Source organism: Microcoleus sp. Pol12B3 (assembly GCF_036701355.1).
Lineage (GTDB): Bacteria > Cyanobacteriota > Cyanobacteriia > Cyanobacteriales > Microcoleaceae > Microcoleus.
In genome coordinates this window covers 1-12,431 of sequence record NZ_JAUBQS010000035.1, presented here as the reverse complement: position 1 = coordinate 12,431, position 12,431 = coordinate 1, and the positions used below count along the sequence as shown (strand labels likewise).

Below are 12,431 nucleotides of genomic sequence, written 5' to 3'. Positions count from 1 at the left end.
TCTGCGTTCTTTGCGCCCTCTGCGGTTCAATCACTCTTATTCTATCTTAGATTTTATAACTCTCCTCCTTTCTCCAACTTGTCGAGTAAATCCTCAGCAACTTCATACCATTTCCGCCTAATTTCAGCATCTTCTGGCTTTTCTGTCAAGCTGCGCCCTTGTAATTCTGGATATTTATTGTAATATAATTCATCCACTTTTTGATAGAATATATCTTGATTGATGTTGAGATTTTTGCGTCGTTTACCAATCTTTTCTTGACGAATTATTTCGGCTTCCTCTAAGGACGTATCGGGAGGTTGCTGGCGCGAAGAAAATTTAGGTAACTCCGGCAGCTTGGGCAACGTGAAACCAGATTTGACTACACTAAAAGCTAACATTCCCGGCAATAAAACCACGCTTAAACTCCCTAGGGTTTTCCAAGGTATTAACTGGAAAATGTTGTTGTTTTTAACAATTTGAGGGTTTGGGTTAACAGGAGTATGATTGCTGGTAGCAGTTTGAGTGGTGTTTTTGAAAGGGCGGCCGACAAAGTTCATTGTCACCATTTGGGAAATTATACTGCCAATGTGAGATAGTTTTGGATCTTTGAGTGCTTCGCGGACTTCTTTTGCGGATTGGTAGCGATCACCCGGTTGTTCTGCTAACATCCGATCCAATACCGTGGCTAAATTTGAGCTGACACTGACGTGCGATCGCCAATCCCAAGCTTTATTATTGATATCGTACAATTTTTGAGGCTTTTTGCCGCTTAACAGTACCAAAGCCGTGACGGCTAAAGCGTACAAATCGCTAGCAGCAGACACTTTCCCCAGTCGCATTTGTTCGGCCGGCGAATAACCCTGTTTGCCGATCGCCGTATCCGATTGTCCGTTAAACTGAAGTACGGCATTGGCTGCGATTTGTTTGACTGAACCGAAATCAATTAAAAAGGGTAGTTTGTCAGCGTCATGCTGAATAATATTATCCGGGGAAATATCGCGGTGAATTAAATTTTTTGAGTGGATGTATTCTAAAACTGGTAAAAGCTGAAATAGTAGTTGAGTAACTTCAGCTTCGCTAAAATTTTTACCTTGTTGCTGGCGCGATATCAATATTTCTTCGTAGGTTTGACCCTTGATATAATCTTGCACTAAAAATAAAGATGGATTCCCGCCCAAATCAGTTCGCAGGAGTTCTCGAAACCTTGGAATTTGCGGGTGTTGGAGGTGGTAAAGCATACTCGCTTCGCGATCGAACAATTCGGCCGCTTTCGGGCTGTGAACCACCGGAGAAAACTCTTTGAGCACGCAATGTTCGTTGTAGCGGTTGATATCTTCGGCGAGATAAGTGCGGCCGAAACCGCCTCGGCCCAATTCGCGGAGGATACGGTAGCGTTTTTCGAGAGTCGAACCAGGGATGAGGAGGGAGGAGTTAGACATAAACCACGGCAAATTGTTCGATTTGGGGAGTCGCCGAGCACAGTATAGCTTATTGTAGCTAAGTTTGTTTGAATGCGAGGGAAGGAAGGGCGATCGCCCCAGCAATATCAATCCTCTACTCAATAGCTTTAGCGATCGTTGGATGATGTAGACTCTCCCTAATCATTATCAAAAAAACCACTAAACTAAGCGCTATTTCTGGACTACCTTTTAACTAGAATTGCTTCTCATCCTGATGCTGTCGTCAAATCGAGGTGAAGTCAACTGGCAGTGCATATTCTGCACAATTGTGTCCCATTAGGTGATTCAGCTTTTGGGGAGATGTCTAATGTTTCTGCTCCCCATGACAACTTGAGTAATTTTACTTAATTGTGTCCGATCTGGAAATAGCGATCGCCTCTAGGGGTAGTTATACAAAATATAAACATTTTGTCAATGCGTAAGTCATAGAAGTAAGATACTGGAGAGCGGTCTTTTCTGAGAGTTAGCAACAATTCTATACATAAATTTTTGTCAAAAAATGTACTACTCTATGGTCTCGAGCAATAGAATATTTACCAAAGGTAAAAGTCTTCCGTAGAGAAGAGGAGAGAATAGTTATAGGACTAGAGTCTATTACATTAATTTTAATGTAATGTAATAAAGATGACATTAATTAGCATCTTCGTTCAACTAGAATAGATATTCGTCAAAAGACAGCGTAATATTAATATAAATCAAGTAACGGCTGGGCAAATTCTAAAAAAGTCTCAATCAGTTAGTGAATGACTGCAACTCCCAAAGTTCCGTTAGGTCTGCTCTGGTTTCCACATTTTATCCTAAATATTGTTGTGAGTATATAAATAACGGGGTATGTCTCTCTACAGAATGGGCAAATAGCTACACAATAAATTGTCAAACTCCGCCATGAGGCTAGAATACAGATTGACAATTATCCTCATAGCCCTTTGAAAATAAATCATTATCAATTACTTATTAGATTATGAAAAAAAACCTAAACCAGCGCCTCACAGAACCCATAAATTTAATGGCGTTGTTGTTGATTTTTATATTTCCTTTTGCTCTAGTAGTTTATCAATTAATTGCTGAAATTGATATTAAAATTGAGTTTGCTCAAAAAGAAAAACTCGGCTTGGCTTATAACTATCCATTGAAAAATTTGCTTGTCGCTGTTATTGAACACCGCACGCAAGTCAATCAATATTTAAATGGGGACAAGTCTTTAGCCCCTGCGATCGCCAGGGCAACAGAAAAGATCGAGACGGCAATCCAAAACCTCAATGCCGTGGAAAAACAGCTATCGCCCCAATTTAAAGCTAGCCCGCAATGGCTAGCGCTCAAAACTTCCATTAATGGCAACTTGCAGCAATTAAAAAAGCAAAAATTAAACTTATCTCCTACCCAAAGCTGGCAAGCACATACAACAGTTGTTAACGATATCCTCGATTTAATTGCACACATCGGAGATGTTTCTAATCTCATTCTCGACCCATCTTTAGACAGTTATTATTTAATGGATACCGTTGTCACGCAGCTACCATTAACGATAGAGAATACGGCTCAAGCTAAAGATATCGGTGCAAAGATCGCCACTCAACAAGCTAAACAAAAAATTGCAGACAGCGATCGAGCCAAACTTTTGATTATTCGGAGTTTAATTGCACCGCCTATCCAAGCAGTGCAAAGAGGCTTGCAAATTTCGGCGAATGCTAATCCGCAAATTCAGCGGCAGCTATCCACTAGCGTACGCGAAAATTTCAAGGATATCAAAAGATTTATTGACTTACTCGACAAAGATATCATTAATGCCAATACCATCAACTTACAGCCATTCGTATATACAGCTACAGCCACAACTGCCCTAGAGTCCCAATTAAAACTTTACAATACAGCTTTTCCACTTTTAGATCGTTTATTGGAACAGCGACTCAATCAGTTAGTTGGTAGAAAATATCAAATCATCGGGTTTGCACTGCTAGTATTAGCGGTAGTGACTTACACTTTTATGGCTTTTCTCAGCAACCGCAAAAAGCGCCTGCAATTTGAAAAAGAATTACAAGCTGCTGAAGCCAAATATCGCAGCATTTTCAACAATTCAATTAATGGAATTTTCCAAGTTACACCAGCAGGGGAATATCTTAGCGCTAATCCAGCCTTGGCTGAAATTTATGGTTACAATTCTTCTGACCAATTAATTGGCAAATTAACCAATATTAAACAACAACTTTATGTAGATCCCAACCACCGAGAAGAATTCATGAAAATTATAAGCGATCGCGGCAGTGTTGCCGACTTTGAATCTCAAGTTTATCGCCGCGACGGTAGTATTATTTGGATTTCAGAAAATGCTCGCGCTATGTGTGATGAAAATGATAATATTCTCTACTACGAAGGTACAGTAGAAGATATTACCGAATACAAACGTGCCGAACAAGAAATTTATGCCGCTAAAGAAGCCGCAGAAAATGCCAACCGCGCCAAAAGCGAGTTTCTGGCTAACATGAGTCACGAACTGCGAACCCCACTCAACGGGATCTTAGGCTATGCCCAAATCCTCAAACGTTCTGTAAAACTAGGAGAACACGAACAAAATAGCATTGAAATTATCTACCAGTGCGGTTCTCACCTGCTAACTTTGATTAACGATATTCTCGATTTGTCTAAAATAGAAGCTCAGAAAATGGAACTTTACCCTACAGAATTTCATTTTCCCGCTTTTCTACAGGCCGTTGCCGAAATTTGTCGCATTCGCGCCGAACAAAAAAGTCTCAAATTTAGCTACCAACCCGATCCCGATTTACCCATTGCCATTCACGCCGACGAAAAACGCTTGCGACAAGCATTAATTAACCTTATTGGTAACGCCATCAAATTTACCAAAATAGGAGAAATAAGTTTTAGTGTCAGTTTAATTGAAAAAAATATTAATTTTTCCCATCAAACTTGCTGTAAAATTCGCTTCAGTGTCAAAGATACAGGAGTAGGAATTAAACCCGAAGAAATTGCCAAAATATTTTTACCTTTTGAACAAGTTGGATCTCGCAAAAATCAAGCTGAAGGAACGGGATTAGGACTGGCAATCACTCAAAAAATTATTCAATTAATGGGTAGTACCATTCAAGTCACCAGTCAATTACAAATGGGCAGTATTTTTGGGTTTGATTTAGAGCTATTAGAAGCCACAGAATGGGTTAATACAAGTTCTCAAACTGACAAAGGTAAAATTATTGGATTTAAAGGAAATTCCCAAAAAATTCTCGTGATTGACGATCGTTGGGAAAATCGATCGGTCATTGTTAATTTACTGACTCCTCTAGGATTTGAAGTAATAGAAGCGACTAACGGGAAACAAGGATTGAACATAGCAACTCAGGCTAAACCAGATTTAGTGATTACAGATTTAGTTATGCCAGAAATGGATGGATTTCAATTGATGGAATACTGGAAAACAAGCTTAGAATTAAAAGATATTAAAATAATTGTTTCTTCGGCAAGTGTTTTTGAAACAGACCAAAATCAAAGCTTACAAGCTGGAGCTGTTGATTTTTTAGCCAAACCAGTTCAAGCTGAAGAACTTTTAGAAAAGTTAGAACTTCATTTACAAATAGAGTGGATTTATGAAGCTGCATCATTGATGCCTTCAGGAAGGAAACCCAATTACGATAAAATTGTTCCTCCTCCTCCAGAAGCATTAGATAAACTGTTTAATTTGGCTTTGCGAGGTAATTTGAAAGAGATTATAAAACAGACAAAAACTCTTGAAGAAACCGATCCAAAATATATGTCATTTGCGTCAAAATTGCGGCAGTTAGCTAAAGAGTTTCAAGAGAAAAAAATCTTGGAAATGCTCACTCAATACAAGGAAATAAATTTATGAACAATTTAAATTCTTACTCAAATACAATTTTGGTAGTGGATGATGTCCCTGCTAATTTAGGAATCTTAGCGGATTTCCTCACTGAAGCTAGTTTTGAGGTTTTGGTCGCTCAAGATGGAGAAAGTGCTATTCAAAAAATCAATTATGTGATTCCAGACCTAATTTTATTAGATATAATGATGCCCGGAATAGACGGCTTTGAAACTTATGAACTTTTGAAAGTAAACCCCTTATGGAGTCAAATTCCTGTAATTTTTATTACGGCTCTTTCGGAAACCGATAATGTTGTCAAAGGTTTATCTTTAGGAGCAGTAGATTATATTATTAAACCTTTTCAAAAAGAAGAGGTTTTAGCGAGAATTAAAACTCATTTAGATCTGCGACATTTAACTCAAACTATTGAATTTAAAAATCAGCATTTATTGCAAGAAATTACTGAACATACGAAGGCTCGTGCCGACTTAAAACAGCTAAATCAAGAATTAGAAATCCGAGTCCAAGAACGAACAGCAAAACTTTCTCAAACGCTGCAAGAATTGTACAGAAGTCAAGCTCAATTGGAGCATAATGCTTTTCACGACTCCTTAACAGGTTTGCCAAATCGAGACTGGTTGATTAAGCAATTGCAGGAGTTAATTGCAGCGAATACAAGTTATTCTGTTTTGTTTATTGACTTAGATCGTTTTAAAATTATCAATGATAGCCTAGGACATTTAGCAGGAGACGAGCTACTAAAGTGCGTAGCCAAGCGGATGCAAGGGTGTTTAAAACCTTGCCAAATAGCAACGCGAATGGGTGGGGATGAATTTGTTGTTTTAGTAGAAAAAGAAACCGGAACTTCAGTCGCTCAAAAATTATTAGAACAGTTTAAGTTACCCTTTAAGTTTAATGACTGTGAAGCGATCGTAGAAGCGAGTATTGGTATAACTTCTAGTGCAATGAATTATCAACAACCGATGGATATCCTTAGAGATGTGGATATTGCAATGTATCGAGCTAAAAAGCAGGGAAGTGGTAACTATCAGGTTTTCGATCCGCAGATGCAAGCGGATGCGATCGCACGCCTCGAACTGGAGCAAGACTTGCGAAAAGCGATCTCTCAACAAGAATTTTGCTTGTACTATCAACCTATTGTTTCCCTCATTACTGAAGAAATTAAAGGTTTTGAAGCTTTAATCCGCTGGAATCATCCCAAAGGCATAATTTCACCCGATACATTTATCCCTATTGCTGAAGAAACAGGATTAATTAATCCTTTAGGTTGGTGGATTTTAGGGGAAGCTTGCAACCAGTTACGACGGTGGCAAGAGCAATTGCCCGATCTGCCTTTAAAACTGAACGTTAACTTTTCTCCCATTCAATTCCAGCAAGTTAATTTCTTTGAACAAATTGCAGAAATTTTACAACAAACTGGGATAAAGAAAAACACTTTAAATATAGAAATTACTGAAAGTTGTCTATTAAAAACAACAAATTTAAACTTTGAATTTTTAAAAGGTATTGGTGTTGGTATATGTATCGATGATTTTTGTACTGGCTACTCTTCATTAAGTTTACTCAAAAATCTGCCAATTGATACTTTAAAAATCGATCGTTCCTTTTTGCAAAACCTGGCTCGAAATCCCAAGGATACCATTTTAATTCAAACAATTATATTATTAGGTAAAAATTTAAATATGGAAATTGTTGCGGAAGGATTGGAAACTCAAGAACAAATAGAAATTCTTCGAGAACTAGGGTGTATTTTCGGACAAGGTTACTTTTTTTCTCGCCCCTTAGATAGTCATAATGCTACGCGGTTTATAGGCTTATAATTAAAATATTACCACCTGATTTTTAACCATCAATTTGATTTGTGTTATCGGCTTTGTAATCGTTGATAAATAACCGTAATTGTTTTTCCTGAAAGCTGGCAGCCAATTCACCTACCCGTTCGGCAAAGGGAATATATTTTGCATCCAATTTTTTTAACTGTTCAACTTGTTGAGTCACAGCTTTTAAATTACCTCTCATAACCAAATCGTATAAAATTACCAGTTCTTCATCTGGTGGTGGTACTAACAAAGAATCTGAATCCGATCGCACGGATTGATTGACATTTTGAGTGAGGTGAGAGGACTCTTGATATACCCAAGATATCCCTAAATGCTTTTGTAGCAATACAAATAACTCAGCCGCCTGTAAGGGTTTGGGTAAAAAAGCATTTGCCCCCATATCTAAACTCTTATGCTGCTCAGCTTCAAAAACGCTAGCTGAAGAAACGATAATGACTAAATCTTTAAATTTAGGTTGAGAGCGGAGACGGCTTACTAACTCGAAACCATCCATTTCTGGCATTACTAAATCAGTAATAATGGCATTAAATTGGTCACGCTCGACTTCTTTTAAAGCTTCTTTGGCATTAGCAGCTTCTAGCACTTCAAAGCCAAGGGGTGCTAACAAATTAACCAGCACAGATCGATTTTCCCACTTATCGTCAACTGCGAGAATTTTCAGTTTTGTTCCCTGATAGCCAGCGATCGCAGCTTGTAGCTGAATTGCCGATTCCCATTTACTAGCAGAAGGTAAATCTAAATCAAACCAAAATTGGCTGCCAGCATTTAACTGACTGTTAACTTGAATACTACCACCCATCATTTCGATAATTTTTAAGCTAATTGCCAATCCTAAACCCGTTCCTTCTGACATCTTATCGGTATTGCCTACCTGTTCAAAAGGTTGAAAAATTTTCTGCATTTTCTCTTCGCCGATCCCAACTCCCGTATCTTCAATTTGAAAGCGGATAGTGTTGAGGGCGTTTAATTCCTTCGAGTTAGGTTCTAAGGCTACTGATTTTATGAGTTGAACTTTGAAAGTAACGCCCCCTCGATCGGTAAATTTTACCGCATTACCTAAGAGATTAATTAAAATCTGCCTTAAGCGTTTTTCATCCCCTTGCACGTTGGTGGGTAAGGAAGAGTCAAATTGACCAATAAAGCTGATAGCTTTTTGTTCGGCTCTGAGGCGAAAGATTTGGCTGACATCCTCTAAAAATGCCCAAAAATGAAATTGCGTCGGGTAAAGTTCTATTTTGCTGGCTTCGATTTTAGAAAAGTCGAGGATGTCGTTAATTAAAGTGAGCAAATGAGAGCCACATTGATAAATAATTTTTAGACTACTCACCTCTTGATGGTCTAAGTTTTTTGAACGCATGAGGATTTGAGCGTAGCCTAAAATCCCGTTGAGTGGTGTGCGAAGTTCGTGGCTCATGTTTGCCAAAAATTCGCTTTTGGCTTTGTTAGCAGCATCGGCAGCTTCCTTGGCTATTTGCAATTCTATTTCTGCTTGTTTGCGATCGGTAAGATCGGTGTGAGAGCCGACTAAACGTAGGGGTTGGCCTTCCGCATCCCGCTCGACAACCCGACCTCGCGATAGTATCCACCTGTAGCTACCGTTTTTGTGCCGCATCTGAAATTCCCAACTATAAGGTTCGTTAGTTCCACTTTTTAAATAGTCTTCTAAAGAGTCTAATATCGGTTGTAAATTATCGGGGTTAACCAGTGTTTTCCAAGAGCTAAATAGGTTAATAATTTCGTTGTCTTGATAGCCTAACATGGCTTTCCATTGGGGTGAAAAATAGATGGTGTTTGTTTGGATTCGCCAGTCCCAGATGCCTTCATTAACGCTTTCTAGAGTTAATTGATACCTTTCTTCGCTTTGCCGGAGTGTCTCTTGTATCTGTTGGCGATCGCCCATTTCTTGCTCTAATGCTTGAGTTCTTTCTGCGACTTTTTGTTCTAAGGAGTGCGAATAATCTTCTAATTGTGCGTAGGACTGCTTGAGTTGCTGGCTCATTAAATTGAAAGAAGTCGCTAAAGCGCTGATTTCTTTAACGGAGGAAGCAGTTACTTTTTGCTCAAAGTCGCCGCCAGCGATCGCGCTTGTGGCTTTACCCAAACGCCGAATCGGTCGGGCTATCCATTCAGAAGTCACAATTCCCAAAACAGTTGCCAAAAATAGTGCCAAAACACATAATAAAATCGTCGTATGTCTACTCCTGTTAATTTGTTCCATAAAATCCTTTTCTGGAACCGCCATTACAATTAACCAATCAATCCCTTTACCATCTTGAAAAGGAAGAACTTGTACGAATTGTTTTTGTCCGTTTAGTAAGAAATCTAACGGCTGAGAATTTTTAATATAATTGAAATTGTTAAATCGCTCTGTTAGATATTTTGCAGTCGCTTGGGTTAAAATATCTTTGCTGTCAGTGGCTGGAAATCTTTGCCTATTTCGGTATGGTTTTTCTGATGTGGAAGTTGCCACTAGCATTCCGCTTCGCTCGATAATAAAAGTTTGTCCTGTTTTTCCAACTTTTAGAGTTTGCAAAAAATTCCCAATTAGGGATAAACGTAGAGTAGTTAACAAGACAGCAGTAGCTTTTCCATTTTTATCAAAAACTGGTTGCCCTGCTGTCATTATAGGGGTGATAATAAGTTCACCAAAATGTATCTTAGTCCAGGTGGGTTTACTAGCTTCCATGCTTTCTTTGTAAGCTGTAATTCTTCGGGGATCGAAATTTTTAACCACTTTGATTAATTTTCTTCTTTCTCCTTGACTGCCAGCCAAATACATGAATACTTGGTTCGGCTTGGTTGGACTTGTTGCTTGAAGGACTAGCTTTCTTTGATCGTTACTAATAATAGATACACCTTGGCCTTTTTCATTGATAATTGTTAGACCATCTACGCTATTAAAGCAATTTTTTTGTTGCCAAAAATGACGCTCCCATACTGTCAGGTTGTCTAGGCTAAATTGACCAAGACTAATAGCATCTGCATTAATTTGATTAACTAAATGGGGAACCGCTAGATAGGTATGCAAATTCTGCTCAATTCTCGTGGCAATTTCACGGCGCAACTGTGCCGCTACATTATTCACAGCTTTCTGTCCATTTTGTAACGAAAAATATCCGGTTAACCCTACGGCTGTAAAGATTTGTAAAACAAAGGGAAGAATTAAGACACGGCGTAGCGGCATTTTCTGGAACCTAGCAACATTTGTACCCATAACTTTTTAGGAAAAATGTATTTGTCTATACTCTAGAGCAACAGACTATTCACCAGACGTAGGACTCTTCTGTAGAGAAAGGGATAGGAAAGCCATAAGACTAGAGTGCGTTACAAAAACTTTACTTTCAAACAAAAAATGTTACATTTGTTAGCATCCTCGTTGAACTATAATATGATGATACACCAAGGAAACAAAGTTACTTTTTTCCCGCCCCTGAGATAGTCAGACCGCTACGCAGCTTATAATTGAAAAATCCTGCCGCAGATTGGCTCTGCAAACTGGCAGATTAGATAGTCAGGACGCTACGCGGCTTATAATTAAAAACCAAGGAGAAGGCTAAAGCTTTATGAATAATTTATCTTTCTCAAAAAACACCCTCTTAATTGTAGATGATAATCCTACAAACTTAGGTGTTATATTTAACGTTTTAGATGAGGCTGGACTAGAAGTTTTAGTAGCTCAAGATGGAGAAAGTGCGCTGCAAAAAATAGAATATGTCACCCCAGATTTAATTTTATTAGATATAATGATGCCGGGAATTGACGGATTTGAAACGTGTTCTCGACTGAAAAGTAACCCGTCAACTTCAGGAATCCCGATAATTTTTATGACGGCTCTTGGCAACACCGATCAAAAAGTCAAAGGTTTGAGCCTTGGGGCTGTAGATTATATCACTAAACCCTTTCAAAAAGAAGAAGTATTAGCTAGAATTCAAGTTCATTTAGAGTTGCGAAACTTGAGCAAAGATCTGGCAAGCAAAAATCAATTGCTCGAAGAAAAAATTGAAGAAAAAACGACTTTAGAAAAAACTTTACAACAGTTGAATCAAGAATTAGAAAAACGAGTTGAAGACCGAACCTCTGAACTAAAACAAGCTCTACAGACCATACAACAAGCTCAACTCCAATTAATCCAAAGCGAAAAAATGTCTACCCTCGGTCAATTAGTGGCTGGAGTGGCTCATGAAATTAATAATCCAGTAGGCTTTATCAAGGGAAACCTGACTCATGCTGAAACTTATATTCAAGATTTATTAGAAATTGTTCATCTTTATCAGCAACAGTTTCCCTCTCCAGGTGCAGCGATCGCCACTCGTGCCGAAGAAGTGGATTTAGAGTATCTAATAGAAGACTTACCCCAGCTTATTTCATCCATGAAAATGGGCGTAGAACGTATTCGTCAAATTAGTGTATCTTTAAGAACTTTTTCCCGCCCTGATAGTACATCAAAAGTAGAAGCTAACCTGCATGAAGGGATTGACAGTGCATTACTAATTCTACAACATCGATTAAAAGCAAATGATCTACGTCCGAAAATAGAAGTCGTTAAAGGATATGGAAATTTACCTCTAGTACCGTGCTACCCCGGACAGATAAATCAGGTATTTATTAACATTATTGCTAATGCCATTGATGCTTTAGAAGAGAATCTTATAAAGCAAAATTTGGCAGAAATTCAAGCAAATCCCAGACAAATTATGATTTGCACTGAAGTTGACTGCCAGCGAAATATTGCCATGATTCACATTAAAGATAACGGTTTGGGAATGCCCGAAGAGGTACGCACTAAAATATTTGATTATCTATTTACAACCAAGCCAGCAGAAAAAGGTACGGGATTGGGTTTATCAATTAGTCGTCAGATTGTTGTAGAAAAACATTGTGGTCAACTGAGTTGCTTTTCAGAACAGGGTGTTGGGACAGAGTTCATTATTGAAATTCCTTTAGCCTAAAGAGAGAGCGTAGGAATTAACGAATTTATTGGAGACTAAACCGACGTAGCAGGCAACGTCTCTACTCGGTCAATGAGACCCTTCATTTATACGCGCTATATAGCGGTTCAAAGCAGGATTTATCAACGCCCTTGGAGAAATGATGATTTTCATCCCCGCAGTTCCCCCAGCCAATCAATAAAAATTAAGAGAAGCCGCTAGGACTTACACATTGACAAAATGTTTATATTTTGTAGTTTATATTTTGTATAACTGCCCCTAGAGGCGATCGCTACAGCACTTCCGGATGTTATGAGGTACAGTAGCAGCAATTAGTAAACCAGTTTTTGAGATGTTTCGGATTAATTAA

5 protein-coding genes are annotated in these 12,431 nt (G+C 38.5%); 3 read left to right on the top strand and 2 right to left on the bottom strand.

Annotated features, from left to right (window positions below):
- Positions 1–53: 53 nt before the first annotated feature.
- Positions 54–1,421: a serine/threonine-protein kinase gene (locus QUA53_RS18170; protein WP_333098961.1), complete on the bottom strand. Its 1,368-nt coding sequence runs from the start codon at positions 1,419–1,421 to the stop codon at positions 54–56.
- A gap of 982 nt (positions 1,422–2,403) precedes the next feature.
- Here QUA53_RS18170 and QUA53_RS18165 point away from each other — a divergent pair.
- Positions 2,404–5,298 (top strand): response regulator, encoded by a 2,895-nt coding sequence (locus QUA53_RS18165; protein WP_333098960.1) that lies wholly within the window; start codon positions 2,404–2,406, stop codon positions 5,296–5,298.
- The gene (locus tag QUA53_RS18160) at positions 5,295–7,112 is read left to right on the top strand and encodes an EAL domain-containing protein (protein WP_333098959.1); all 1,818 of its coding nucleotides are present in this window, start codon (positions 5,295–5,297) and stop codon (positions 7,110–7,112) included. Before QUA53_RS18165 ends, QUA53_RS18160 begins: the two co-directional genes overlap by 4 nt.
- Positions 7,113–7,134: 22 nt before the next feature.
- Here QUA53_RS18160 and QUA53_RS18155 read toward each other — a convergent pair whose 3' ends face one another.
- Positions 7,135–10,347, bottom strand: coding sequence for an ATP-binding protein (locus QUA53_RS18155; protein WP_333098958.1), 3,213 nt, complete (start codon positions 10,345–10,347; stop codon positions 7,135–7,137).
- Positions 10,348–10,696: 349 nt separating this feature from the next.
- Here QUA53_RS18155 and QUA53_RS18150 point away from each other — a divergent pair, with 349 nt between their 5' ends.
- The gene (locus tag QUA53_RS18150; protein WP_333098956.1) at positions 10,697–12,082 is read left to right on the top strand and encodes a response regulator; all 1,386 of its coding nucleotides are present in this window, start codon (positions 10,697–10,699) and stop codon (positions 12,080–12,082) included.
- Positions 12,083–12,431 lie beyond the last annotated feature (349 nt).

Coding starts and splice junctions, on each gene's coding strand:
- QUA53_RS18165 (WP_333098960.1), top strand. CDS start 2,404: ATGAAAAAAAACCTAAACCAGCGCCTCACAGAACCCATAAATTTAATG.
- QUA53_RS18160 (WP_333098959.1), top strand. CDS start 5,295: ATGAACAATTTAAATTCTTACTCAAATACAATTTTGGTAGTGGATGAT.
- QUA53_RS18155 (WP_333098958.1), bottom strand. CDS start 10,347: ATGGGTACAAATGTTGCTAGGTTCCAGAAAATGCCGCTACGCCGTGTC.
- QUA53_RS18170 (WP_333098961.1), bottom strand. CDS start 1,421: ATGTCTAACTCCTCCCTCCTCATCCCTGGTTCGACTCTCGAAAAACGC.
- QUA53_RS18150 (WP_333098956.1), top strand. CDS start 10,697: ATGAATAATTTATCTTTCTCAAAAAACACCCTCTTAATTGTAGATGAT.